The following is a 25,829-nucleotide window of genomic DNA, read 5'->3' as shown; positions in this document are numbered from 1 at the left end:
TGCCCTGAACTCAAGGCCCCCGAAGAGGCCCTGTCAGTCGATAAAGATCTTACTTGGCCGCCACTTTCTCGGATTTGCCGTCATAGCGCTTGCGCCATTCGGTCAGGATTTCGTCGCGGTTCTTCGAAGCCCAGGCGAAGTCGTTCTTGATCAGGCGCTGTTCGTAGTCGGCTGGCAGTTCAGTCTGTGGCTTGGCGATGCCAGGCTGGGCGAGTACGGCAAAGTTTTCTTTATAGAGCTCCATTGCCTCAGGGCTCGCGGAGTAATCAGCCAGTTTCTTCGCCGCGTCTTCGTGGGCAGTGCCCTTGATCACGGCAGTCGCTTCGATCTCCCAGCCCAGGCCTTCCTTCGGCAGGATGATGTCCAGCGGTGCGCCCTGGCGCTTCAGTTGAACGGCCGGGTATTCGAAGGAAATACCGATCGGGAATTCACCGGCGGCGGCCAGTTTGCAAGGTTTGGAACCGGAGTGAACGTACTGGCCGATGTTCTGGTGCAGGCCGTCCATGTAGGCCCAGCCCTGCTTCTCGCCGAAGGTTTGCAGCCAGGCGCTGACGTCGAGGAAACCGGTGCCAGACGATGCCGGGTTCGGCATGACGATCTTGCCTTTGTACTCAGGCTTGGTCAGGTCCTGCCAGCTCACGGGTTTGGTCAGGCCCTGCTTTTCGGCTTCGACGGTGTTGAAGCAAATAGTCGCGGCCCAGACGTCCATGCCGACCCAGGCTGGCGGGTTGGTGGCGTCGCGGTAGTTGGCGCCGATCTTGGCCAGGTCTTTCGGTGCGTAGCTTTGCAGCATGCCTTGCTGATCGAGAATAGCCAGACTGGAAGCGGCCAGGCCCCACACAGCGTCCGCCTGTGGACGGGCTTTTTCGGCCAGCAGTTTGGCGGTGATGATGCCGGTGGAATCACGCACCCATTTGATTTCGACGTCCGGGTTGGCCTTTTCAAAAGCTTCTTTATAGGTCTTCAGTTGTTCGGCTTCGAGGGCGGTGTACACCGTCAACTCGGTTTTCGCCGCGAAGGCGTTCAGGCTGAAAGCGGTGAGAACAGCAGCGGCCAGGGCCATAGGCTTGAACATGATCTTTTCCTGTTTTTTGAGTTGAGGGGTTGTGCAGATTCAATGACCGGGCGCGGTCTGCCGCCAGGCCTGGGAGCGGCGCAGCAAACCGCGCGAGGCCCAGGCCAGCAGCAGGGACACGCCCGCCGAGGTGAACAGAATCAGGGTCGACATCGCCGCCGCGCCGCCGACGTTGCCGGCGTCGTCCATGTTCAGCACCGCCACTGCCGCGAGGATGGTGTCGGGGCTGTAGAGGAAGATCGCCGCCGAAACGGTGGTCATGGCCGAGACGAACAGGTAGCGCACGATGTCCAGCAACGCCGGCAGGCAGATCGGCACGGTGACTCGCAGGTAGTGGCGGTACAGCGGCGCCTTGAGCGACAGCGCGGCGGCTTCGAACTCGGCATCGAGTTGACGCAGCGCGGTGGTGGCGGTCATTTGCGCGGTGGTCAAATAGTGCGCAATGGTGCAGACGATCAGCAGCGTCATGCTGCCGTAAAGCACGTGCAGCGGGTTGCCGGTCAGGTTGAAAAAGAAGACGTAACCCAACCCCAACACCAGGCCTGGCACCGCCATCGGTACGAAACTGAGCATGCGCAAGGTCAGGTTAAGACCACGCTGGCCCCTGGTTTTTTCCATCAGGTAGGCGCCAGTGAAGATCAGCATGGAGCCGATCAGTGCGGTGCCCAAGGCCATCTCCAGGCTGTTGCCATAGGCCAGCCAGCCACCGCCGGCGGTTTCATTGAACTGGTAATGGTTGAGCGACAGCGACAGGTTGTACGGCCAGAACTTCACCAGGGACGAGAACACCGCCATGCCGAATACCAGCAGCAACGCGGTGCAGATCAGCAGGACGATGGCCAGGTAGCAGCCGTCGCGCAGCTTCGACGGCGCGGGCTTGAACACTTGGGCGCGACCGCTCATGGAGTCGCCGTGGCGCCGACGCAACCAGGCATCGACGCCGAAACTGAATAGCGCCGGCAGCAGCAACACCATGCCGATCAACGCACCGCGACCGAACTGTTGCTGGCCGACCACGGCTTTGTAGGCTTCCAGCGCCAGCACTTGATAGTCGCCACCGACCACCACCGGCACACCGAAATCGGTGATGGTCAGGGTGAACACCAGGCAGAACGCGGCGAACACAGCCTGACGGGTCGCCGGCCAGGTGATGCTGCGGAAAGCTTTCGCAGGACTTGCGCCCATGCTGGAGGCGGCATCGAACAGCCGCGCATCGGCCAGGGACAGGGCCGACAGCAGAATCATCAAGGCGTGGGGGAAGGTGTAGATGACTTCGCCGAGCACAATGCCCCAGAAGCCGTAGATGTTGTCCGAGAGCAGGCCACGCAGCATGCCCTGGTTGCCGAACAGATAAACCAGCGCGATGCCGGGCAGCATCGATGGTGCCATCAATGGCAGCAGCGAAATGCCACGCCAGATGCCTTTGGCCGGAATCAAGGTGCGTTGCAGGGCGTAGGCAAACAGGTAGGCCAACGGTACGACGATGGCTGCGACGCTGAGGGAAACTTTCAGACTGTTACCGAGCAACCAGTGGAAGTTCTCGCTGGTCACCAGCTCTTTCGCTGCGACCCAGCCACCGCCCTGCCCAGCCTCAGTGCTGAAACCCTGCCAGAAGATCGCCAGCAACGGCATCAATACGGCAACCCCCAACAACACCAGCATGAGGACTTTGCCACCGAGCACGAACAACCGGTCACCGATCTCGGCGCGGGTGGTCTGCCGAACCTGCTTTTGCGGCAGCGGCAGCGCGATGTTCGCGCTCATCAGGCAAACACCTGCAGGCTGCGCGGCGGCAAGGCGACCATGATCTGCTGGGCGCCAAGGCGCGGCATGGCTTCCGGCGCCAGTTCCGCCAACAGCGCGTGGCCCGGCAATTGATCGAGTTCGAAGCTCATGCGGCAGCGGTTGCCGAGGAAGGTGATTTCACGAACCTTGGCCGGGAACAGGTTTTCCTCATGCACCAGCGGGTTGACGTTGATCGCTTCCGGACGGCAGAACAAACGGCCCGACGCGGCCTTGGCGCCGCCATCGGCCAGTCGCATGCTCATTGCACCGACCTGAGCGTGGCTGTCGCTGCTGCGCTGGAACGGCAACCAGTTACCCTGGCCGACGAACTCCGCCACGAATGGCGTGGCCGGGCGATTGTAGATTTCCAGCGGCGTGGCGTACTGCTCGACCTTGCCGTTGTTCATCACGGCGATACGGTCGGCCATCAGCATGGCCTCGTCCTGATTGTGGGTGACCATCAGGGTGGTGATGCCGAGGTTGCGTTGCAGCTGGCGCAGTTCGGTGCACAGATGCTCGCGTACCCGGGCATCGAGGGCCGACATCGGTTCGTCCAGCAACAACAACGAAGGCGCAGGCGCCAGAGCGCGGGCCAGTGCCACACGTTGCTGCTGACCGCCAGACAGCTGGCCCGGGTATTTTTTCTCGCTGCCGGTCAGGCCGACCAGTTCCAGCATCTGACCGACACGTTGGCGAATCTGGTCGCGGCCATTGCTGGCGAGGCCGTAGGCAATGTTCGCTTCGACGGTGAGATTGGGAAACAACGCGTAGGACTGGAACAGAATGCCGTAGTCCCGCGCCTGGGGTGCGAGGTGGGAAACGTTGCGATCACCCAGGTACAACTCGCCGCTGTCCTGCTTTTCCAGACCGGCGATGCAGCGCAGCAAGGTGGTCTTGCCACAGCCCGAAGGACCGAGCAGACACACCAGCTCACCGGCCGCCACGTCGAGGGAAACGTTATCCAGCGCCGTGAAGGCGCCAAAACGCTTCTGTACGCCGCACACTTTCATCGGTGCGCCGGGGTTGGTCAGGGCAGTTGCGATAGGGTTGTTCATGGACGGACCTCATCTGGCAGATGGGCCATCCTAGAGTTGTAATGAGTCCGTCATGTGGCAGTAAGGCAAAAACCGCCGATAGTGGTATTCAGGATTTTTGGTTATTCCTGTGCTGGCTGATCTACCGCCATCGCGAGCAGGCTCGCTCCTACAGGGGAATGCGGTCAACTGTAGGAGCGAGCCTGCTCGCGATGAGGCCGGGACAGGCGATAAAGACCTTTAGGCCGGCGCCATTTCCTGCGCCAACCCCAGAAACGCCGCCGGTAGCCGCGCGCCTTTGCGCTCCTTGAGGCAGTACAGATACTCGGGAATCTGCGGCGCATTCTCGATGGTCAGCACCCGCAACTGCGGATCATGGGGCACTTCCTGGCGGGCAATGATGCTGATACCGATATTGCGCAGCACCGCTTCGCGAATCGATTCGCGGCTGCCGATTTCCAGCCGCGGGCCGAAACACACGCTGGCGCTGGCCAGCAACTCTTCGGTCAAACGACGGGTGGTCGAACCCGGTTCGCGCATCAGCAGGGTATGCCCGGCCAATGCACTGAGCGAAATGCGATCGTGAACCGCCAGCGCATGATTGCGATGCACCGCCAGCACCAGCGGATCACTGCCGAGCACCCGGCGAATCAACCGCGCGTCATCGAGCAATTGCGACGACGCCGCGACATCGACCCGATAATCCTCCAGCGCTTCAAGCACCTGTTGGGAGTTGCCGATTTCCACCGACACCTCCACTTGCGGCAGACGTTCGCGGAATGTTTTCACCAGGTCGAGGATGTAATATGGCGCCGTAGCGGCAATGCGCAATGAGCCCTGGACCTGGCCGCAGTTACGCAGGAAAAACTCGATGTCGGCCGCCTGTTGCATCAGCACCTTGACCATCGGTAGCAGCCGCGCGCCCTCTTCGCTGACACTGAGACGCCGGCCACCACGGTAGAACAGCTCGACCGAATACTGACTTTCGAGGTTGCGGATCTGCGTCGTCACCGTCGGCTGGCTCAGGCCGAGCTTTTTTGCAGCCTGGGTAATGCTGCCCAGGCGGGCCACCATGTAAAACGCCTTCAGCTCGGCACTCAGCACAACCGTCCCTCATCCTTTACTTGCGCAGCAGGCGCAAACCGTTGAACACCACCAGCAAACTCACGCCCATGTCGGCGAACACGGCCATCCACATGGTAGCGAGCCCGGCGAAGGTTACCCCAAGAAAGATCGCCTTGATGACCAAAGCCAGGACGATGTTCTGCTTGAGGATGCTCGATGTCTGGCGCGACAGGCGAATGAATGCCGGGACTTTGCGCAGATCGTCGTCCATCAGGGCGACATCGGCGGTTTCGATCGCGGTATCGGTGCCTGCGGCGGCCATGGCGAAACCGATCTCGGAGCGCGCCAGTGCCGGAGCGTCATTGATGCCATCGCCGACCATACCGACCCGATGCCCTTGGGCATAAAGGGCATCGATGGCCTGCAATTTGTCACCCGGCAACAGGTCGCCCCTGGCCTCGTCGATGCCGACTTGCGCGGCAATGGCTTGCGCAGTGTGGACGTTATCGCCCGTGAGCATCAGGGTTTTGATGCCCAGGTCATGCAGTTGCCGGATGGCTTCGCGGCTGGACGCTTTTACCGTATCGGCGACGGCGAACAGTGCCAATGGCCCGGACTGATCAAGCAGCAGCACCACCGACTTGCCCTGTTTTTCCAGGGCGAACAGTTTCTCTTCCAGCGCCGGCGAGCACAGCCCCAGATCCTCCACCAGTCGATGGTTGCCCAAATGGTAGAGCTGGCCGTTGATTTCGCCGCGCACACCGCGCCCGCCCAGCGCTTCGAAGTTATCCACAATAAGCGTCGCGGTTGGGTTATCCACAGCCGCTTTGGCAATGGCCTGGGAAACCGGGTGATCCGAGCGCCTGGCCAGCGCGGCGGCAATGGCAGGCGCCGAATCGTCGGCGGTCGGATCCAGCGACAGGTAATCGGTCTGCACCGGTTTGCCGTGGGTGATGGTGCCAGTCTTGTCCAGGGCCAGGTAGTCGAGCTTGTAACCGCCCTCCAGATAGACGCCGCCCTTGACCAGGATGCCTTTGCGCGCTGCCGCCGCGAGGCCACTGACGATGGTCACCGGCGTGGAAATCACCAGCGCACAGGGGCAGGCCACCACCAGCAGCACCAGCGCCCGATAAATCCAGTCGAACCACAACGCGCCCATGAACAAAGGCGGGATCACCGCCACGACCAGAGCCAGAACGAACACCACCGGGGTGTAGATTTTCGAGAAGCTGTCGACGAAACGCTGGGTCGGCGCCCGCGCGCCCTGCGCTTGTTCGACCGCGTGAATGATGCGGGCCAGGGTCGAGTTGTCGGCCGCAGCGGTTACTTCATATTCCAGGGATCCGGCCTGATTGATGGTGCCGGCGAATACTTTGTCGCCGACGGTTTTCTCCACCGGCATGCTTTCACCAGTGATTGGCGCCTGATCGATGGTCGAGCGACCGGACAGCACTTCGCCGTCCAGGCCGATGCGCTCACCGGGGCGGACCCGCACCCGCGCGCCGAGCCCAATGGATTTGGCATCCTGCTCAAGCCAGCTCCCGTCAGCCTGCAACACCGTTGCCGTGTCCGGGGTCATCTGCATCAGGCCACCGATGGCATTGCGCGCGCGATCGAGGGACCTGGCTTCGATCAACTCGGCCACAGTGAACAGGAACATCACCATTGCCGCTTCCGGCCACTGGCCGATCAGCACCGCGCCGGTCACGGCAATGCTCATCAGCGCATTGATGTTCAGGTTGCGGTTCTTGAGGGCAATCCAGCCTTTTTTGTAGGTACCGAGGCCACCGCAGAGGATCGAAACAAGCGCAATAACCGCCACCACCCAGTTCGGCGCGGAACCGGTGAAGTGGATAACTTCTGCCAGCAATGCACCAACACCGGACAGTGTCAAGGGCCACCATGGCTTTTGCCGGGGCACCGGTGTCGGGGTTTCAGCACCCTGGTCCATCGGCTCGGCCTGCATTCCCAAGGATTTGATGGCTTCGACGATCGGCTCGATACCGGGCAAATCGTGGGTCACGCCAAGCACCCGATTAATCAGATTGAACTCCAGCTGCTGCACACCGGTCAGTTTGTTTAGCTTGTTCTGGATAAGCGTCTGTTCGGTTGGACAGTCCATCGCCTCGATGCGAAAACTGCTCAGTCGGGCTCCGGGCGTCGACGATTCGCTCAGTCTTATCAACGCGGGCGCCGCCGCCCTGGATGAACAGCAGGAATCGCCGTGACCGCCGTGGTCATGTTTTTGCACGGGCTTGAGCTTGTGGTTGTGCCCGTGTTCAGGCCCGGGTTTGTGTGAATGCAGGGAATCGCTCATTGGTTGCGTCCATAAGAGTGCCTGTTGCCAAGTAAAGACCCTGTAGCCACTATAGGGTCAAGCACCCTTTCTGGAGTTTTGGAGATTGGCGTCATGAAAATTGGAGAATTGGCGAAACTCACGGACTGCGCCGTGGAAACGATCCGCTACTACGAGCGCGAGAGCCTTCTGCCGGAACCGGCACGCAGTGATGGCAATTATCGCCTCTACACCCAGGCCCACGCCGAGCGCCTGACCTTCATCCGTAACTGTCGCACCCTCGACATGACGCTTGAGGAAATCCGCAGCCTGCTGGCCTTTCGCGACAGTCCGCAGGACCAGTGCGAAAGCGTCAACGCGTTGATCGACGAGCACATCCATCACGTCAGGGCGCGGATCGACGGCTTGCTGGCCTTGCAGACACAACTGCTCGACCTGCGCCAACGCTGCGACGAGGGGCCAGGTATCGATCAATGCGGGATTTTGCAGCGGCTGGAAGTGAATGGCGGGGTTGTGACGACGGAGGTGGAGCATTCCCATGTCGGCCGCAGTCACGGCCACTAAGCACACCACCTAACCCCTGTAGGAGCGAGCTTGCTCGCGATGAATTCGACGGCAACGCATTTTTCCAGACAGTACGCGTCATCGTTCACGTCCATCGCGAGCAGGCTCGCTCCTACAGGGGGACGGCGTGAGGCGTTAAACCGCCATCGGCGCGGTCATCGGTGCGTGGTGCTCGTAGCCTTCCAGGGAGAAATCGCCCGGTTCCACCAGCTCCAGCCACTCCGGCTGATACACACCCGTCTTGGCAAACTCCGGCACACGCTCGGAAATCACCAGTTTCGGCATCGGGAACGGCTCGCGCTTGAGCTGTTCGTTGAGCATGTCCAGGTGGTTTTCGTAGACGTGGGCATCACCGATGAAATAGGTGAACCAGCGCGGCGTGTACCCGGTCAGGCGACCGATCAGGCTCAGCAGCGCGGCGCCTTCGGTGAGGTTGAACGGCGTGCCCAGGCCCAGGTCGTTGGAGCGGATGTAGAGGGTCAAGGAAATCTCCCTGGTCTCGACATTCGGGTGGAACTGGTATAGCAAGTGGCACGGCGGCAGGGCCATTTCGTCGAGCTGGGCGACGTTCCAGCCGTGAAAGAGGATGCGACGGCTGCCCGGGTCCCTGATGATGGTGTCGACGCACTGGCGGATCTGGTCGATCGCCTTGTACAGCACCACATAAGCCCGGCCATCCTCTTCGCCTTCGGCGATCTGACGATAGCCTTGGCTCAGGGTCTGCTCGATGGCGGCCGGGTTGCTGAGCGGAATCTGCTTGTACGCCGGCCACTTGCGCCATTGCACGCCGTAGATTTCGCCAAGGTCGTCTTCGCCCTGACGGAACGGGTTGGCCAGCCACTGGGCGTTTTCGTTGGCGTTCTGGTCCCAGACCTTGCAGCCCAGGGCACGGAACTCGGCAGCGTTGTTCACGCCACGCAGGAATCCGCACATTTCGCCGATGGCCGATTTGAACGCCATCTTGCGCGTGGTGATCGCCGGGAAGCCTTCCTGCAGGTCATAACGCAGCATCGCACCGGGAAAACTGATGGTGTTCACGCCGGTACGGTTGGCCTGCTTGGTGCCGTTCTTGATGACGTGGGCGACCAGTTCGAGATATTGCTTCATGAGTTACCTGTGTCCTTGAACCCGGGACCGAAGCCCCGGGATTCGAATTTTATACAGCTGCCGCTGGAGCCGACGGAGCGCGGTGATACGCCAGCCAGATCAAGAGCAGCCCACCGACGATCATTGGCACGCACAGCACCTGCCCCATGGTCAGCCAGTTCCAGGCCAGGTAGCCCAGTTGCGCGTCCGGCACACGGACGAACTCGACGATGAAACGGAAGATGCCATAGAACAGCGCGAACATCCCCGATACCGCCATGGTCGGCCGCGGCTTGCGCGAGAACAACCAGAGGATGGCGAACAGTGCCACGCCTTCCAGCGCGAACTGGTACAGCTGCGACGGGTGACGCGCCAGTTGCGCCGGATCGGTCGGGAAGATCATCGCCCAAGGCACGTCAGTCGCCTTGCCCCACAACTCGGCGTTGATGAAGTTACCGATGCGCCCGGCGCCCAGGCCAATCGGTACCATCGGCGCAACGAAATCCATCAGCTGGAAGAACGACTTGTTGTTCTTTTTACCGAACCACAACGCCGCCAGCATCACGCCGATGAAACCGCCGTGGAATGACATGCCGCCCTTCCACACTTCGAAAATCAGCGTCGGGTTGGCCAGATAAGCACTCAGATCGTAGAACAGCACGTAACCCAGTCGCCCGCCAACGATCACCCCCATCGACATCCAGAACACCATGTCGGAGAGTTTCTCCCTGGTCCAGGTCGAGTCGAAGCGGTTCAAGCGGCGGGACGCCAGCAGCCAGGCGCCGCCGATGCCGATCAGGTACATCAGACCGTACCAGTGGATTTTCAGCGGACCGATGGCCAGGGCCACCGGGTCGATCTGCGGGTAAGGCAGCATTGCGACTCCTCGTTAGAGTTCAAATCTTAAAAATTCCCGGGCGACGCTGCCACCTCAGGATTAAGCCAGGATTGCGCTGCTGGTCAGAGCAGATGCTTCAGACTAGAAAGTTCAGACCGACGCAGAACAGCAAAGCGGCAAACAGCCGTTTCAGCAACCTTGGCGACAACCTGTGGGCCAATCGCGCGCCCAAGCGGGCGAACACCATGCTGGTCAGGGCAATGCCCAGCAACGCCGGCAAATAAATGAAACCGAGACTATGGGCCGGGAGCAACGGATCGTGCCAGCCCAGAATCATGAAACTTAATGCACTGGCCAGGGCAATCGGCAGACCGCAGGCCGACGAAGTAGCCACGGCTTGCTGCATCGGCACGCTGCGCCAGGTCAGGAATGGTACGGTCAGCGAACCTCCACCGATGCCGAAAATCGCCGAAGCCCAGCCAATTGCGCTGCCGGCCACGGTCAGACCGAGTTTGCCCGGCACGGTTCGGCTGGCCTTGGGTTTGACTTCCAGCGCCAGCTGAGCGGCGATCACCAGGGCAAATACACCAATGAGTTTCTGCAGGTTGGGGCCGGAAATCGCTTCCGCCGTCAGCGCGCCGAATCCGGCACCGACCAGAATGCCGACGGTCATCCACATGAAGATCGGCCAACGCACGGCGCCACGGCGGTGATGCTCTCGTACCGCGTTGACCGAGGTAAAGATGATCGTCGCCAGGGAGGTACCCACTGCCAGGTGCGTGAGGATCGACGGATCGAACCCTTGAGCCTTGAAGCTGAACACCAGCACCGGCACGATGATGATCCCGCCGCCCACGCCAAACAGCCCGGCGAGTACACCTGCACAGGCGCCGAGCGCCAGATAGAGCAGAAATTCCATGGTTGTCTCGCCCGCATCCCAAAACCGGAGCGGCATGGTAACGGATGCATGGCCTCAAGCTCCACTGCGCAAGGCGATGGATCGATGAGCGATGTCTGAGTAGAGTGAGCAAAAAACACACAAGGACAGCCTGATGTGCCTGATTGTTTTTGCCTGGCGACCGGGTCATGCCCAACCGCTGGTCGTGGCGGCCAATCGCGATGAGTTCTACGCCCGCCCCAGCCTGCCTCTGGCGCCATGGCCCGAAGCGCCGCACGTACATGCGGGGCGCGACCTCGAGGCCGGTGGCACCTGGCTCGGTGTCGGTGCCAACGGACGTTTTGCGGCGCTGACCAATATCCGAGATCCCAATCGACCGCCAGGGAGCAAGTCTCGTGGGGAGTTGGTCGCGCGCTTTCTAACCGGGGAAATGCCAATTGACGACTATTTAGCCGACGTTGTCGACCGTTCGCAGGAATATGGTGGCTTTAACCTGTTGGTCGGCAATGCCAATGAACTCTGGCACTTCAATGCCCGGGAACCGGCAGCGGTAATGTTGGCCCCGGGGATCTACGGGTTATCCAATGCAGGGCTGGATACACCCTGGCCGAAGTTGCTCAAGGCCAAGGCGGCATTGAGCGAGGTGCTGGATGATCCGCAGCCTCAGGCGTTGCTGGCATTATTGAGCGATGCGCAGACCGCTCCGCTTGCCGAGTTGCCGGATACCGGCGTGGGACTGGCCACCGAGACGTTGCTGTCGAGTGTGTTCATTGCCAGTCAGAGTTATGGAACGCGGGCGAGTACGGCGTTGATTGTGCAGGCGGATGGGACGTTGCATATGGTCGAAAGGAGTTTCGGACCGTTTGGTGGGCATCTTGGGGAAGTAGAGATCAGGCTTTAGATATTTGTCGTCAGGACCGGCCCCTTCGCGGGCAAGCCCGCTCCTACAGTTTTCGTGACGCTCACAAAATACGCGAACGACTCAATTTTGTAGGAGCTGGCTTGCCAGCGAAGAGGCCATCCGCCCTTTAGAGGGGCTTGATCGCCGCCGGATTGATCATCCGCGCCAGCCCGAGGTTCTTCAGCGCCAGTTGCAACGAGCTGTGAATCACTTGCGGGTTGTCGATGGTCATCAGTTCGGCCAGCAATTCCTTGGCCTTGCTCAGGTTGATCTGGCGCAGCATCCACTTCACTTTCGGCAAGTTGGTGGCGTTCATCGACAGGCTGTCGAAACCCATCGCCATCAATAGCACCGCCGCCGCCGGGTCACCGGCCATTTCGCCGCAGATGCTCACCGGCTTGCCTTCGGCATGGGCATCGCGCACCACAGTTTGCAGGGCTTGCAGCACCGCCGGGTGCAGGTAGTCGTAAAGATCGGCCACCCGCGGGTTGTTGCGGTCCACGGCCAGCAGGTACTGGGTCAGGTCATTGGAACCGACTGACAGGAAGTCCACTTGCCGCGCCAGTTCCTTGGTCTGATAAACAGCGGCCGGAATCTCGATCATCACGCCAACCGGCGGCATCGGCACGTCGCAGCCTTCGTCGCGGACTTCACCCCAGGCACGGTGGATCAGATGCAGGGCTTCCTCCAGCTCGTGGATGCCAGAAATCATCGGCAGCAGGATGCGCAAATTGTTCAGGCCTTCGCTGGCCTTGAGCATGGCGCGGGTCTGCACCAGGAAGATTTCCGGGTGGTCGAGGGTGACGCGAATGCCGCGCCAGCCGAGGAACGGGTTGTCTTCCTTGATCGGGAAGTACGACAGCGATTTGTCGCCGCCGATGTCCAGGGTGCGCATGGTCACCGGTTGCGGATGAAACGCGGCGAGCTGCTCGCGGTAGATCGCCAGTTGTTCCTTTTCGCTCGGGAAACGCTGGTTGATCATGAACGGTACTTCGGTGCGGTACAGGCCCACGCCTTCGGCACCGCGTTTTTGCGCGCGCGCCACGTCCGCCAGCAGGCCGGTGTTGACCCACAGCGGCATGCGGTGGCCATCGACCGTCACGCACGGCAGATCGCGCAGCGCATCCAGCCCGAGGGCCAGTTGTTTCTCTTCCTCGACCACCTCGGCGAACTGCTTGCGCAGCACTTCACTCGGGTTGGTGTAGACCTCGCCGTGGAAGCCATCGACGATCATCTGGATGCCGTCGACCTTGGAGTACGGCAAGTCGACCAGGCCCATCACGGTCGGAATGCCCATGGCGCGGGCCAGGATGGCAACGTGGGAGTTGCCGGAACCGAGTACCGACACCAGGCCGACCAGCTTGCCTTCCGGCACCTCGCCGAGCATCGCCGGCGTCAGTTCTTCGCTGACCAGAATGGTGTTGTCGGGGTAGACCAGGGTTTGCTGACGCTCTTCCTGCAAGTAAGCCAGCAATCGCCGACCAAGGTCCTTGACGTCCGAGGCCCGCTCGCGCAGGTAGGCGTCGTCCATCAATTCGAAACGGTTGACGTGATCGGTGACCACTTGGCGCAAAGCGCCCTGGGCCCACTGCCCGGTCTTGATCACAGTGGTGACTTCGCTGCCCAGCGCGGCATCGTCGAGCATCATCAGGTAGACGTCGAACAAGGCCCGCTCTTCCGGGCGCAGTTGGGTGGCGAGTTTGGCGGACAAGGTGCGCATGTCGGCCCGCACGCCTTCGATGGCGGTCTTGAACAAACCGAGTTCGGCATCGATGTCGGTGATGTTCTTGTCCGGCACCACGTCCAGATCGGCGGGCGGCAACATGACCACCGCCGTACCGACTGCCGCACCCGGCGAACCCGGAACGCCGATGAACTTGGCCTCCTGAATGCCTTTACCCTGACGGCCCAGGCCGCGGATCGAACCGGTGGCCTCGGCGTGGGCGATAACACCGGCGAGCTGCGCGCTCATGGTCACGAGGAAGGCCTCTTCACCTTCATCGAACTGGCGACGTTCTTTTTGCTGGATGACCAACACGCCGACAACGCGGCGGTGGTGAATGATCGGTGCCCCGAGGAATGAGGCAAAGCGCTCTTCACCGGTCTCGGCGAAGTAGCGGTAGCGCGGGTGATCCGCAGCGTTTTCGAGGTTCAGGGGTTCTTCGCGCGTACCGACCAGGCCAACCAGACCTTCGTTGGGTGCCATGCTGACTTTACCGATCGAGCGCTTGTTCAAGCCTTCGGTGGCCATCAGCACGAAGCGGTTGGTCTCGGGGTCAAGCAGGTAGACCGAGCAGACCTGGCTGCCCATGGCCTCTTTGACGCGCAACACAATAATCCCCAACGCCGCCTTGAGATCCTTGGCGGAGTTAACTTCCTGGACGATCTTGCGCAGCGTATTGAGCATGGCTCGGGGTCGAACTCCGTCGTCAGTCGCGCGCTAAAAGGCGCGGGGCAAGCTCTTTGAGAGCGCGTCGATACACCTCGCGCTTGAATGTCACCACCTGGCCTAACGGATACCAATAGCTGACCCAGCGCCAGCCATCGAATTCCGGTTTACCGGTCAAATCCATCCGCACCCGCTGCTCGTTGGAGATCAGGCGCAGGAGAAACCATTTCTGTTTCTGGCCGATGCACAGCGGTTGGCTGTGGGTACGCACCAGACGTTGCGGCAAACGATAGCGCAACCAGCCCCGGGTGCAGGCAAGAATTTCAACATCTTCGCGCTCAAGGCCAACTTCTTCGTTCAGCTCGCGGTACAAGGCGTCTTCCGGCGTCTCTTCGGGGTTGATTCCCCCCTGCGGAAATTGCCAGGCATCTTGATTGATTCGGCGAGCCCATAGCACCTGGCCGGCGTCATTCGTCAGAATGATCCCGACATTGGGGCGAAAACCATCGGGGTCGATCACGGCAACAACCTCGCAAACGCATGTCGCCGCATTGTTCCACAAAGGTTGTGAAGGCGGCAACGAAGGTTCCTACCTTATGTGCACTCTTGTGAAAAGACCGTATTCTTGTCGCCTTTTTACTGACTTTTCAGCGGGTAACTGCGATGCGCCTGGCTTTATTCGATTTGGACAACACCCTTCTGGGCGGTGACAGCGATCACGCTTGGGGCGATTACCTGTGCGAGCGCGGCTTTCTCGACGCCGTCGCCTACAAGGCTCGCAACGATGAGTTCTACCAGGATTACCTGGCCGGCAAACTCGATAATGCCGCTTACCTGAACTTCTGCCTGGAAGTCCTCGGCCGCACCGAAATGGCCACGCTGGATCAGTGGCACAGCGATTACATGCGTGACTGCATCGAACCGATCGTGCTGCCCAAGGCCATCGACCTTTTGGCCAAACACCGCGCAGCCGGCGACAAACTGGTGATCATCACTGCGACCAACCGCTTCGTCACCGGGCCGATTGCCGTGCGCCTGGGCGTCGAAACCCTGATCGCCACCGAATGCGAAATGGTCGACGGCCGCTACACCGGGCGCAGCACCGATGTGCCGTGCTTTCGCGAAGGCAAGGTGACGCGCTTGAATCGGTGGCTGGAAGAAACCGGGTATACGCTGCAAGACAGCTACTTCTACAGCGACTCGATGAATGATTTTCCGTTGCTGGAGCAGGTGGCCCATCCGGTGGCGGTCGATCCGGACCCGAATCTGCGGGCCGAGGCCGAGAAGCGGGGTTGGCCGGTGATTTCGTTGCGCGACTAAAATTGCTATCGCGAGCAGGCTCACTCCTACATTGGAATGCGTTCCCCTGTAGGAGTGAGCCTGCTCGCGATTGGGTCGATACAGTCTTCAGCCTTAAACAGGCTTGGCACCCATCAACCCGGCAATGGCCACAAGACAGACAAAACTGAACAACGCCAAGGCAAAGGTGAATTTCCCCCCGCCACCTGGCGTCTTGCGCAGCTTGTTCAGCCGCACCAGCAACCAGAACCACGCAAGCGCCGCCACGGTGTACAGCACACTGGACGCCAGCAACCAGGTCTGCCCCAATGGCCAGCCCACCAGATGCACCATCCACCAGCCGGTAAACGGCATGCTCAGCAGCGCCAACCCCATCAACAGCCAGACAAATACACGTGGCCGTTGCAGGGTGCGGCTTCCCGCCGTCGCATCACCCTTGCGCCGCGCAAGCAAAACCCAGACGCCCAGACCCGACGCACAAGCCAGCAGTACAACCGTTGCCACCATGTGCGCCATTTTCAGGGCAGTTAACGTTTCCATTGTCAGATTTCCTTATAACCTGCCCGTCAGCGTAGCCGTTCAGCCAAGAAACAGCTGATAGGCCGGGTTGTCGCTTTCGTCCCAGTACGGGTAACCGATTGCTTCGAGCGCCGCTGGCACCAGGTGGCGCTCGTCGTGGGGCACTTGCAGGCCTGCGACGACCCGGCCATCCGCAGCGCCATGGTTGCGGTAGTGAAACATCGAGATGTTCCAGCGCCCGCCAAGCTTGTTGAGGAAGTTGAACAGCGCGCCCGGACGCTCCGGGAATTCGAAGCGCAGAATCACTTCATCGACCACATGCGCCGCACGCCCACCGACCATGTGGCGGATGTGCAGCTTGGCCAGTTCGTTGTCGGTCAGGTCCAGCACCGGGAAACCCTGCTCGCTCAGGCTGGCGAGCAACGCGCTGCGCGGGTCGTTTTCCGGGTGTGTCTGCACACCGACAAAGATGTGCGCTTCGCTGCCGGTGTTGTAGCGGTAGTTGAATTCGGTGATCTGGCGTTTGCCGATGGCCTCGCAGAACGCCTTGAAGCTGCCCGGCTTTTCGGGAATGGTCACGGCGATGATGGCTTCGCGGCCCTCGCCCAGCTCCGCACGCTCGGCAACGTGGCGCAGGCGATCGAAGTTGACGTTGGCCCCGGAGTCGATGGCCACGAAGGTCTGACCGCTGACGCCGCGCTGCTCGACATATTTCTTGATCCCGGCCACGCCCAAGGCGCCGGCAGGTTCGGTGATCGAGCGGGTATCGTCGTAGATATCCTTGATGGCGGCACAGATTTCGTCGGTGCTGACGGTGATCACTTCATCGACATGGTCTTTGCAGATGTCAAAGGTGTGCTGACCGATCTGGGCCACCGCAACGCCGTCGGCGAAGAGGCCCACGGTCGGCAACACCACACGCTCGCCGGCCGCCATGGCCGCTTGCAGGCAATTGGAGTCATCCGGTTCGACGCCGATGACCTTGATGTCCGGGCGCAGGTACTTCACGTACGCCGCGATGCCGGCGATCAGGCCGCCGCCGCCCACCGGGACGAAAATCGCGTCCAGTGGCTGCGGGTGCTGGCGCAGAATTTCCATCGCCACGGTGCCCTGCCCGGCAATGGTGTGAGGATCGTCGTAAGGATGAATGTAGACATAGCCCTTTTCGTCGACCAGTTTCAGCGAGTAAGCCAGAGCTTCCGGGAACGAATCGCCGTGCAGCACCACCTTGCCGCCACGGGAGCGCACGCCTTCGACCTTGATCTCCGGGGTGGTCTTGGGCATGACGATGGTCGCTTTCACGCCCAACACCTTCGCCGCCAGGGCCAGGCCTTGGGCATGGTTGCCCGCCGACGCGGTGACCACACCGCGAGCGCGTTCTTCTTCGCTCAACTGGGTCAACTTGTTGTAGGCGCCGCGAATCTTGAACGAGAACACCGGCTGCAAGTCTTCGCGCTTGAGCCAAATGCTGTTACCCAGCCGCTCGGAGAGCTGGCGGGCAGACTGCAACGGGGTTTCTACGGCAACGTCATAAACGCGCGAGGTGAGGATCTTTTTGACGTACTGTTCAAGCATCGGAAAGCATCACTGAGCGGGTTGGGCGGGACCACGGAGTCTAACCCGGCTTTCAGCCACACGACCACACTAAACCGGTGGTTTTAGGGTGTGGAGTTCCATTGTGGCGAGGAGGCCTGCCCCCGTTCGGCTGCGCAGCAGTCGTAAAACCTGTGCATGCGATCTGTCTGAACAGATGCAGGGGAGCGCTTCGCACTCCAACGGGGGCAAGCCCCCTCGCCACAGGTGTTTCCCCCTGCACCACCGCGGGGCCTATAATGCCGGCCTTTCGTTCCCTCCTCGGCACCCCGGAGCCCGCATGAACCAGGATCAACTCAAACAGGCAGTGGCTCAGGCCGCCGTCGACTTCATCCTTCCGAAACTCGACGACAAGAGCATCGTCGGGGTCGGCACCGGCTCCACCGCCAACTGCTTCATCGATGCCCTGGCCCAGCACAAAGGTGCGTTCGACGGCGCGGTCGCCAGTTCCGAAGCCACCGCCGCGCGCCTCAAGGGCCACGGCATTCCGGTGTACGAACTGAACACCGTCAGCGACCTGGAGTTCTACGTCGACGGAGCCGATGAAAGCGACGAACACCTGAACCTGATCAAGGGCGGTGGCGCCGCCCTGACCCGCGAGAAGATTGTCGCGGCCGTGGCCAAGACCTTCATCTGCATCGCCGACGCCAGCAAACTGGTGCCGGTCCTCGGTACTTTCCCACTGCCGGTGGAAGTGATCCCGATGGCCCGCAGTCACGTGGCCCGCGAGCTGGTGAAGCTCGGCGGCGACCCGGTTTACCGCGAAGGCGTACTGACCGACAACGGCAACATCATCCTTGACGTGTTCAACATGCAGATCACCAATCCGGTGGAGCTGGAGACGCAGATCAATGCGATCGTCGGCGTGGTCACCAATGGTTTGTTCGCGGCGCGCCCGGCGGACCTGCTGCTGCTGGGTACCAGCGAAGGTGTAAAAACCCTGCGCGCGCAGTAAGCCACACACCACCTTTGCACTCTGTAGGAGCTGGCTTGCCAGCGAAGAGGCCGTAACATTCAACATCAATGTTGGCCGTTACATCGCTTTCGCTGGCAAGCCAGTTCCTACACGAGCCGGGCAAGCTTCAGGGCTGTCCTGGTTTCCTGAAAACGTAAAAAAGGTTTGGCTCACTGACGAGGTACAGCGTACCGTCGTCATCCATGGCAACCCCTTCCGCTTGCGGTACGCTTTTCTGCAAGCCGTGCTGCCACTTGCTCAATGACATTGTGCTCAGCGGACGCCCATCCACATCCAGCTCCAGAATCAATCGCGACTCATCCGACAGCGCCAGCAAATGCCCGCTACGCTCGTCGTATTGCAAACCCGACAGGTCCCGCACAAACATCCCGGCATCACGCTTGGGGTCGTTGACCACGTGCACTGACCAGGATTCTTCAGGATTGAATCGCGGAAAACCGTACACCTCGTAGATCAGCATCGGGTCGCGCTCCTTGGCCACGAACAGGCGCTTGCCCACTGAATCGTAAGCCAACCCCTCGAAGCCTTTGTTGCTGCCCATGTGCACGCCAATGGTCATCTGTTCGGTGTCTGCCGCGTCGATGAAGGTCGTGTCCTGCTCCAGATGAATTTTGATCAGCCGCTGCTGGCTTTCATCGGTGACCACGTAGGTGTTCTCGCTGATGAATTCCACCGCCTCGGGATCGCCGAAACCGACCAGTGCCACACGGCGCAAGATCCTGCCGTCGAGGGACAACTCGATCAACTCGCTTCGCTTGTTGGTAACAGTGAACAGGCTTTTGCGCACCGGGTCGTAGGTCAATGCTGAAACGTTGTCAACCTGGCCATCGATCACCTGGGCCTCGGTCACGACCCGATATTGGCCCAGGCCGATGGACCCGGGACTCACCGGCTGCCACAGCGTATGCAGATTGAACCAGGCACGCTCGAACAGGCGCATGTGCTGGGCGATCCCGATCAACGCGATCAGCGAGACCGCCGACAGAATCAGAATCAGGGATTTGAGGCGGGCAAATCGACGCATTCGGGTGGGCTCAGGGTCAATACAGGCGGATGAAATATCACGCCCGTCTGAACTGAAGCTTAATGGCCGTGAGCCTTTTACGCATACGCAATCAGCGTAGGAGCTGCCGCAGGCTGCGATCTTTAGCGATCTGGTTGATGCCAGAGTCAAGAGATCGCAGCCTTCGGCAGCTCCTGCACAGAGGCACTACCTCTGTTTTTCGAAGCGATAGAACAGGTTCGGCTCACTCACCATATACAGCGTGCCCGCTTCATCCACGGCCACGCCTTCGGCACGCGGAATGGTATTTTTCAGGCCGTTGAAGCCACGCAGCAAAGCAATGAAACTGACCTGTTCACCCTTATTGTCCAGCTCCAGCAACAGGTGCGATTCGGCGGACAACACCAGCATGTGGCCGGTCCGCGGGTCGATGGCCAGTGCCGACAGGTTGCGCATGTCCAGCGCATGACTGGCCAGCTTCAGCTTGGCGCCGGTAAGGACTTTGCTATCACCTTTCCAGACAAACAATGCCGGCGGGCGCTCTTCGCCCAGCAGCAGCTGCTGATTGCGCGGATCCCAGGTGACACCCTCGAAAGCCTTGTTCTGGTCTTTGGAAGGCCCGAGGTCGTATGTCGGGAAATCAGTGATGTTCAGCTCGCGAGTGTCGGCATCGACCTTGACGATGGCGATCAGGTGGTCGCGCTCATCGACAATAGCCAGTCGGCCGTCGCCCAGCACGGTGACACCCTCTGGGTTGCTCCAGCCGACCAACGGGATTTTGCGCAGCACATCGCCCTGCAAGTTCAATTCGACCAGAAACGGGTTCTTGCCCATGACCGAAAACAGGGTCTTGGTCTGGGGGTCGTAGGCCAAGTCCGATGCTTCGTCCTTCTCCATGCCCGGCAACGGCTTGGCATCGATCACCGCCCGATAGTCGGGAAGCCAGATACTGGCCTGACGCTCGGCCGGGCTCTTGAATTGCTCTTTCACCCAGAGCACGCCCCGCGCATCCCAATGCATGGCAAACGCAACGCCGTAGGCGACAACGACCACCAGCAGTAGCCATATTTGCCAACGCAGGGCGAAGCGTGAGCGGCGGGCAGGTTCAAGCGTGGAAAGCGGAGAAGTGGCCATCAGGGATGCGTTCCAGAAATTCAGGCTAGGGGTAATAGCACAATTTGGGGCCGGCTCAGAGACCAACAGCCCTGAAATTATCCAGACCGGATGTGAAAAAAACGGGAAATGACAGGATCTATCTGGATGCGTACAAAACTTAAGACCACCAGAAACAACTGTGGGAGCGAGCTTGCTCGCGATGAGGCAGTGTCAGTCAGCGAAGATGTTGAATGACACACCGCAATCGCGAGCAAGCCCGCTCCCACAGGGTTTGGCAGTGTCTGGATTAGCGAACGCTGCTGGTGAAGCGGCTCGCGCCCGGCAGTTCCAGAACGATCTCGTCACCAACATTCAGCGGACCGACGCCCACTGGTGTGCCAGTCAGAATCACATCACCGGCCTGCAGCGAGAAGCAGCCGGCCATGTGCTGGATCATCGGCACGATCGGGTTGAGCATTGCACTGCTGTTGCCGTCCTGGCGTACCTCACCGTTGATGGTCAGGCGGATACCGATGTCGGTCAGATCGGCAAACGTGCTGCCGGACACGAACGGAGCAATCACTGCCGCACCGTCGAAGGACTTGGCGATTTCCCAGGGCAAACCCTTGGATTTCAGCTCGGCCTGCTTGTCGCGCAGAGTCAGGTCAAGGGCCGGGGCGAAACCGGAGATGGCGTCGAGCACTTCTTCGCGGCTCGGCCTGGTCGACAACGGCTTGCCGATCAAGACCGCGATTTCCGCTTCATAATGCACCGAGCCGCGCTCGGTCGGAATGCTGAAACCGCCTTCCAGCGGCACAACACAACTGCCCGGCTTGATGAACAGAAGTGGCTCGGTCGGTACCGGGTTATCCAGTTCCTTGGCGTGTTCGGCGTAGTTACGGCCGATGCACACCACTTTCCCCAGCGGGAAATGAATACGCGTACCGTCGACATACTGGTGCTGATAGCTCATTACCGATTCCTGCCTTCATGGATGCTTAAAGATTGCAGATCAAACCGCGAAGATCTTGCCCGGGTTCATGATGCCGTTCGGATCGAACACTGCCTTGACCGCTTTCATGTACTCGATCTCGACCGGGGAGCGGCTGTAGGTCAAGTAGTCACGCTTGGTCATCCCCACGCCGTGCTCGGCGGAAATCGAACCGTTGTACTTCTCGACGGTTTCGAACACCCACTTGTTGACGGTGGCGCACTTGGCGAAGAACTCGTCCTTGCTCAGGTTATCCGGCTTGAGGATGTTCAAGTGCAGGTTGCCGTCGCCGATGTGGCCGAACCAGACGATTTCGAAGTCCGGGTAGTGTTCGCCGACGATCGCGTCGATTTCCTTCAGGAACGCCGGGACTTTCGACACGGTGACCGAGATGTCGTTTTTGTACGGCGTCCAGTGGGAAATGGTTTCGGAGATGTATTCGCGCAGTTTCCACAGGTTTTGCAGCTGGGTTTCGCTCTGGCTCATCACGCCGTCCAGTACCCAGCCCTGCTCGACGCAGTGCTCGAAGGTTTCCAGGGCGTGGTTGGCTACATCTTCGGTGGTCGCTTCGAATTCCAGCAGCGCGTAGAACGGGCAGTCGGTTTCGAACGGCGCCGGGACATCGCCACGGCCCATGACTTTGGCCAGGGCCTTGTCGGAAAAGAATTCGAAGGCGGTCAGGTCAAGCTTGCTCTGGAAGGCGTGCAGCACCGGCATGATCGAGTCGAAATCGGCGGTACCGAGGACCATTGCGGTGAGGTTTTTCGGCGCGCGATCCAGGCGCATGGTCGCTTCGACCACGAAGCCGAGGGTGCCTTCGGCGCCGATGAACAGCTGACGCATGTCGTAGCCGGTAGCGTTCTTGATCAGGTCGCGGTTCAGTTCCAGCACGTCGCCCTTGCCGGTGACCACTTTCATGCCGGCGACCCAGTTACGGGTCATGCCGTAGCGAATCACCTTGATCCCGCCGGCATTGGTGCCGATATTGCCGCCAATCTGGCTCGATCCTGCCGAAGCGAAGTCCACCGGGTAGTACAGGCCTTTTTCTTCGGCCACGTTCTGCAAATGCTCGGTGACCACGCCCGGCTGACAAACCGCGGTGCGGTCCGTGAGGTTCACGTCGAGGATCTGGTTCATATAGTCGAACGACACGACCACTTCGCCATTGGCCGCCACGGCAGCAGCGGACAACCCGGTACGACCGCCGGACGGCACCAGTGCCACCTTGTGTTTATTGGCCCACAGGACAATGGCCTGGACCTGCTCGGTGGTCTTGGGGAACACGATGGCGGTCGGGGCCGGGGCGAAATGCTTGGTCCAATCCTTTCCGTAAGCATTCAGAGAGTCGGCATCGGTCAGCACCTTGCCAGGCTCAACCAGGGTCTTCAGCTCATCAATCAGGGCAGGATTGGTCATCGACAGAACTCTCGAACAATTCATGGTCATCCTGAGAACGCTTCACGTCGCAGGAATGAGTGTTTAGCGGGGCGCATATGCTAGCATACCGACCCCGCAGGATAGTGCCCAAGGGCTGTTCTGCGGTGACGGCTTTCCTGCCGCTCGGGTCAGCGTCTGTTGACCATTTCCTGCCATTTTTCTCCGGGATACAGGTTTACGCAGATGAGCAAGACTTCTCTCGATAAGAGCAAGATCAAGTTCCTTCTTCTCGAAGGCGTCCACCAATCGGCTGTCGACGTCCTCAAGGCGGCGGGCTACACCAGCATCGAGTACCTCACCGGTTCTCTGCCGGAAGCCCAGCTCAAGGAAAAGATCGCTGATGCTCACTTCATCGGCATTCGCTCCCGCACTCAACTGACCGAAGAAATCTTCGATCACGCGAAGAAGCTCGTGGCCGTAGGGTGTTTCTGCATCGGCACCAACCAGGTCGACCTGGACGCGGCCCGCGAACGCGGTATCGCCGTGTTCAACGCGCCGTACTCCAACACCCGTTCCGTAGCGGAGCTGGTGCTGGCCGAAGCGATCCTGCTGTTGCGTGGCATCCCTGAGAAGAACGCTTCCTGCCACCGTGGCGGCTGGATCAAGAGCGCGGCCAACTCCTTCGAGATCCGCGGCAAGAAGCTGGGCATCGTCGGTTACGGTTCGATCGGTACTCAACTGTCGGTCCTGGCTGAAGGCCTGGGGATGCAGGTGTACTTCTACGACACCATCACCAAGCTGCCATTGGGTAACGCTACTCAGGTAGGCAAGCTGCACGAGCTGTTGGCGATGTCCGACATCGTTTCGCTGCACGTACCGGAAACCGCCGCCACCCAGTGGATGATGGGCGAGAAAGAAATCCGCGCGATCAAGAAAGGCGGCATCCTGATCAACGCCGCCCGCGGCACCGTGGTCGAACTGGACGCCCTGGCGGACGCGATCAAGGACAAGCACCTGATCGGCGCAGCCATCGATGTATTCCCGGTGGAGCCACGCTCCAACGAGGAAGAGTTCGAAAGCCCGCTGCGTGGCCTGGACAACGTGATCCTGACCCCGCACATCGGTGGTTCCACCGCTGAAGCCCAGGCCAACATCGGTCTGGAAGTGGCGGAAAAACTGGTCAAGTACAGCGACAACGGTACTTCGGTATCGTCCGTGAACTTCCCGGAAGTGGCCTTGCCGGCTCACCCTGGCAAGCACCGCCTGCTGCACATCCACGAGAACATCCCGGGCGTGATGAGCGAGATCAACAAGGTCTTCGCCGAAAACGGCATCAACATCTCCGGTCAGTTCCTGCAGACCAACGAGAAGGTCGGCTACGTGGTGATCGACGTCGACGCCGAGTACTCGGACCTGGCGCAAGAGAAGCTGCAACACGTCAACGGCACCATCCGTAGCCGCGTGCTGTTCTAAAGAACAGCGGCGAGCTTGCGTGTAATAAAAAGGGAGCCCCTGCGAAGGGGGCTCCCTTTTTTTATTTCACATTGACGGTGATCTTCTCGGAAACGATCGGCGGCTCGAACGGTATGTGGTTGCTATCGCCCAGTTCCAGCTGCAGGGTGTGTTTGCCTGGCGTGAGCGTTATTTCAGCCTGGGTCTGCGCACCGCCGAAATGCAGGTGGTTGGCATCCTTGGGGATCGGCGTACCGGCGGCTGGCAGCTGATCGACGTCGATCAGCACGTGGTGATGACCGGTGTTCTTGGTGGTATCGCCCGCCGGTGCCAAGGCAATGTTCTCGACCGCGAACTTGACGACGACGGTCTGTGGAATCGTCGCACCGTCCTCGGGAGAAACAATGGACACTTCGGCGCCTTTCGGAGCCGGCGTTGCACTGGCCAGCACCGAAACACCCATCAACAGACCAGCCAAAGCAGCACGTGACATAAAGGTTTTCATTCTCTTCTCCAGTTTTTCCGTAAAATTCGCGTGACCATGACAACTTCATGGCCATTCGTTGTCGAAGGCACTCGACAACCATAGCAAAGCGAGCCTGAATCAGAGGGTCCGCGATAAAAATTCAAAGGAGTGACCATGCGCTTTCTGCCTGGCCTGATCTGCCTGCTACCCCTTTTGAGCCCTTTGGCTCACGCCGAACTGATAGATGACGTCAACGACCGAGGCGAATTGCGTATTGCCGTTGAAGCCAACACACCCCCATTCAATTTCAGGGATGACGACAAACTCACGGGGTTCGAAGTCGAACTGGGCCAACTGCTGGCAAGTGAACTCGATGTCCGGGCCGACTTTGTCGTCACCGACGGCAGCGATCTGCTGACTGGCGTCGAAAGTGGCAAATACGACATCGCCATCAACCACATAGCAGTGACCCCAGACCTCCAGGATCGTTTCGACTTCAGCGAACCCTACATTCAAACCCATGCGCAATTGATCGCGCAAAAAGAACAGCCGCGCTCCATTCTGCTGGTGCAGTCGCTGACGGAAGAGAAACCTGAAACCAACCCGGCCGTGAGCCTGGCGATTCCGTTTCAGAAGGGTAATCCGGCGTTCCATGCCAGCCTGGAAAACGCGTTGCAGCGGATCAAGGATGATGGACGACTGCAAGCGCTGGAGCAGAAGTGGCTGGGGGCGGATGCGGGTGTGGTGCCGAAGCCTTGAAGTTGTTGCAGGTCTGAAGTGAAAGCTGATCCTGTGGGAGCGAGCCTGCTCGCGATGGCGGCCTGACATTCAACATCCATGTTGGCTGAACTGGCCTCATCGCGAGCAGGCTCGCTCCCACAGTGGTTCTATGGTGATTGTCAGTCTTGTGCGGCCAAGGCTGCCGCCACTTGTGGCAACTCCAGCTCGCTGAACACCTGCACACCATGGCGCCTGAGCAACGCCGCCGTCACGCCCTCGCCACTGACCTTCACACCACTGAATGTCCCGTCATAGGTCAGCAGATTGCCGCAGGACGGGCTGTTGGCCTTGAGGATGGCGATGCGGATGCCATGCTTTTGCACCAGTTCCAGAGCCTGATACGCCCC

Annotated in this window: 24 protein-coding genes; 6 read left to right on the top strand and 18 right to left on the bottom strand. The window is 60.2% G+C overall.

Annotation, left to right across the window (positions count from 1 at the left end; translation table 11 throughout):
* Positions 1 to 49: 49 nt before the first annotated feature.
* The 5 genes from KGA83_RS28985 to KGA83_RS28965 form a co-directional block, all read right to left on the bottom strand.
* A complete protein-coding gene (locus KGA83_RS28985; protein ID WP_108217094.1) occupies positions 50 to 1,075 on the bottom strand; it encodes a putative 2-aminoethylphosphonate ABC transporter substrate-binding protein in 1,026 nt (341 codons plus the stop codon).
* Between the two features lie 39 nt (positions 1,076 to 1,114).
* A complete protein-coding gene (locus KGA83_RS28980) occupies positions 1,115 to 2,839 on the bottom strand; it encodes a putative 2-aminoethylphosphonate ABC transporter permease subunit (protein WP_223531455.1) in 1,725 nt (574 codons plus the stop codon).
* Positions 2,839 to 3,915: a putative 2-aminoethylphosphonate ABC transporter ATP-binding protein gene (locus tag KGA83_RS28975; protein ID WP_108217096.1), complete on the bottom strand. Its 1,077-nt coding sequence runs from the start codon at positions 3,913 to 3,915 to the stop codon at positions 2,839 to 2,841. The genes KGA83_RS28980 and KGA83_RS28975 overlap by 1 nt, the downstream gene beginning before the upstream one ends.
* Before the next feature lie 219 nt (positions 3,916 to 4,134).
* Entirely contained in the window at positions 4,135 to 4,998 is an 864-nt protein-coding gene (locus KGA83_RS28970; RefSeq protein WP_223531454.1) for a LysR family transcriptional regulator, read from the bottom strand.
* Between the two features lie 16 nt (positions 4,999 to 5,014).
* Positions 5,015 to 7,276: a heavy metal translocating P-type ATPase gene (locus tag KGA83_RS28965; RefSeq protein ID WP_223531453.1), complete on the bottom strand. Its 2,262-nt coding sequence runs from the start codon at positions 7,274 to 7,276 to the stop codon at positions 5,015 to 5,017.
* A 93-nt stretch (positions 7,277 to 7,369) separates the two neighbouring features.
* On the opposite strand from KGA83_RS28965, the gene cadR reads away from it, so the two are divergent.
* On the top strand, positions 7,370 to 7,819 hold the full coding sequence (gene cadR / locus KGA83_RS28960; protein ID WP_108217099.1) for a Cd(II)/Pb(II)-responsive transcriptional regulator: 450 nt from the start codon (positions 7,370 to 7,372) through the stop codon (positions 7,817 to 7,819).
* A gap of 135 nt (positions 7,820 to 7,954) precedes the next feature.
* On the opposite strand, the gene KGA83_RS28955 is transcribed toward cadR, so the two are convergent.
* The 3 genes from KGA83_RS28955 to KGA83_RS28945 all read right to left on the bottom strand — a co-directional run bounded on the left by KGA83_RS28955 (position 7,955) and on the right by KGA83_RS28945 (position 10,662).
* A complete protein-coding gene (locus tag KGA83_RS28955; protein WP_223531452.1) occupies positions 7,955 to 8,926 on the bottom strand; it encodes a thymidylate synthase in 972 nt (323 codons plus the stop codon).
* A 49-nt stretch (positions 8,927 to 8,975) separates the two neighbouring features.
* On the bottom strand, positions 8,976 to 9,782 hold the full coding sequence (gene lgt, locus KGA83_RS28950; protein WP_108217101.1) for a prolipoprotein diacylglyceryl transferase: 807 nt from the start codon (positions 9,780 to 9,782) through the stop codon (positions 8,976 to 8,978).
* 97 nt (positions 9,783 to 9,879) lie between these two features.
* The gene (locus KGA83_RS28945) at positions 9,880 to 10,662 is read right to left on the bottom strand and encodes a sulfite exporter TauE/SafE family protein (RefSeq protein ID WP_223531451.1); all 783 of its coding nucleotides are present in this window, start codon (positions 10,660 to 10,662) and stop codon (positions 9,880 to 9,882) included.
* 133 nt (positions 10,663 to 10,795) lie between these two features.
* Between KGA83_RS28945 and KGA83_RS28940 the strand changes: the two genes are divergently transcribed.
* Positions 10,796 to 11,542: an NRDE family protein gene (locus KGA83_RS28940; RefSeq protein WP_108217103.1), complete on the top strand. Its 747-nt coding sequence runs from the start codon at positions 10,796 to 10,798 to the stop codon at positions 11,540 to 11,542.
* Between the two features lie 127 nt (positions 11,543 to 11,669).
* Here KGA83_RS28940 and ptsP read toward each other — a convergent pair whose 3' ends face one another.
* Positions 11,670 to 13,949 carry a phosphoenolpyruvate--protein phosphotransferase gene (ptsP, locus tag KGA83_RS28935; protein WP_108217104.1) on the bottom strand — a complete coding sequence of 760 codons (2,280 nt, stop codon included), beginning with the start codon at positions 13,947 to 13,949 and terminating at the stop codon, positions 11,670 to 11,672.
* A 22-nt stretch (positions 13,950 to 13,971) separates the two neighbouring features.
* Positions 13,972 to 14,451: an RNA pyrophosphohydrolase gene (locus KGA83_RS28930; protein WP_003229203.1), complete on the bottom strand. Its 480-nt coding sequence runs from the start codon at positions 14,449 to 14,451 to the stop codon at positions 13,972 to 13,974.
* 143 nt (positions 14,452 to 14,594) lie between these two features.
* On the opposite strand from KGA83_RS28930, the gene KGA83_RS28925 reads away from it, so the two are divergent.
* Positions 14,595 to 15,251, top strand: a complete 657-nt coding sequence (locus KGA83_RS28925) for an HAD family hydrolase (RefSeq protein WP_108217105.1) — start codon at positions 14,595 to 14,597, stop codon at positions 15,249 to 15,251.
* A 93-nt stretch (positions 15,252 to 15,344) separates the two neighbouring features.
* Here KGA83_RS28925 and KGA83_RS28920 read toward each other — a convergent pair whose 3' ends face one another.
* Both KGA83_RS28920 and ilvA read right to left on the bottom strand, forming a co-directional pair.
* A complete protein-coding gene (locus tag KGA83_RS28920) occupies positions 15,345 to 15,770 on the bottom strand; it encodes a DUF2269 domain-containing protein (protein WP_223531450.1) in 426 nt (141 codons plus the stop codon).
* A gap of 39 nt (positions 15,771 to 15,809) precedes the next feature.
* Positions 15,810 to 17,324 carry a threonine ammonia-lyase, biosynthetic gene (ilvA, locus tag KGA83_RS28915; RefSeq protein ID WP_108217107.1) on the bottom strand — a complete coding sequence of 505 codons (1,515 nt, stop codon included), beginning with the start codon at positions 17,322 to 17,324 and terminating at the stop codon, positions 15,810 to 15,812.
* Positions 17,325 to 17,622: 298 nt separating this feature from the next.
* On the opposite strand from ilvA, the gene rpiA reads away from it, so the two are divergent.
* Positions 17,623 to 18,297, top strand: a complete 675-nt coding sequence (rpiA, locus tag KGA83_RS28910) for a ribose-5-phosphate isomerase RpiA (RefSeq protein WP_007976402.1) — start codon at positions 17,623 to 17,625, stop codon at positions 18,295 to 18,297.
* Positions 18,298 to 18,424: 127 nt separating this feature from the next.
* Here the strand turns inward: rpiA and KGA83_RS28905 are convergent, their stop codons facing one another.
* The 4 genes from KGA83_RS28905 to KGA83_RS28890 form a co-directional block, all read right to left on the bottom strand.
* Complete coding sequence (locus KGA83_RS28905; RefSeq protein ID WP_108217108.1) at positions 18,425 to 19,342, bottom strand: SdiA-regulated domain-containing protein; 918 nt, start codon at positions 19,340 to 19,342, stop codon at positions 18,425 to 18,427.
* Positions 19,343 to 19,528: 186 nt separating this feature from the next.
* Positions 19,529 to 20,455: an SdiA-regulated domain-containing protein gene (locus KGA83_RS28900; protein ID WP_108217109.1), complete on the bottom strand. Its 927-nt coding sequence runs from the start codon at positions 20,453 to 20,455 to the stop codon at positions 19,529 to 19,531.
* A gap of 268 nt (positions 20,456 to 20,723) precedes the next feature.
* Positions 20,724 to 21,389: a fumarylacetoacetate hydrolase family protein gene (locus KGA83_RS28895; protein WP_015097256.1), complete on the bottom strand. Its 666-nt coding sequence runs from the start codon at positions 21,387 to 21,389 to the stop codon at positions 20,724 to 20,726.
* A 39-nt stretch (positions 21,390 to 21,428) separates the two neighbouring features.
* Positions 21,429 to 22,823, bottom strand: coding sequence for an FAD-binding oxidoreductase (locus KGA83_RS28890; RefSeq protein WP_108217110.1), 1,395 nt, complete (start codon positions 22,821 to 22,823; stop codon positions 21,429 to 21,431).
* 204 nt (positions 22,824 to 23,027) lie between these two features.
* On the opposite strand from KGA83_RS28890, the gene serA reads away from it, so the two are divergent.
* On the top strand, positions 23,028 to 24,257 hold the full coding sequence (gene serA, locus KGA83_RS28885; RefSeq protein WP_108217112.1) for a phosphoglycerate dehydrogenase: 1,230 nt from the start codon (positions 23,028 to 23,030) through the stop codon (positions 24,255 to 24,257).
* A 61-nt stretch (positions 24,258 to 24,318) separates the two neighbouring features.
* On the opposite strand, the gene KGA83_RS28880 is transcribed toward serA, so the two are convergent.
* A complete protein-coding gene (locus tag KGA83_RS28880) occupies positions 24,319 to 24,741 on the bottom strand; it encodes a DUF4399 domain-containing protein (RefSeq protein ID WP_108217113.1) in 423 nt (140 codons plus the stop codon).
* 135 nt (positions 24,742 to 24,876) lie between these two features.
* On the opposite strand from KGA83_RS28880, the gene KGA83_RS28875 reads away from it, so the two are divergent.
* On the top strand, positions 24,877 to 25,461 hold the full coding sequence (locus KGA83_RS28875) for a transporter substrate-binding domain-containing protein (RefSeq protein WP_223531449.1): 585 nt from the start codon (positions 24,877 to 24,879) through the stop codon (positions 25,459 to 25,461).
* Between the two features lie 140 nt (positions 25,462 to 25,601).
* On the opposite strand, the gene KGA83_RS28870 is transcribed toward KGA83_RS28875, so the two are convergent.
* On the bottom strand, positions 25,602 to 25,829 hold a 228-nt coding region (locus KGA83_RS28870; protein ID WP_223531448.1), incomplete at its 5' end, for a DUF523 domain-containing protein.

Source organism: Pseudomonas sp. GL-R-19 (assembly GCF_019956375.1).
Classification (GTDB): domain Bacteria; phylum Pseudomonadota; class Gammaproteobacteria; order Pseudomonadales; family Pseudomonadaceae; genus Aquipseudomonas.
Note: the sequence above shows the minus strand (reverse complement) of the source record. Positions and strands in the feature narration are given on the sequence as shown.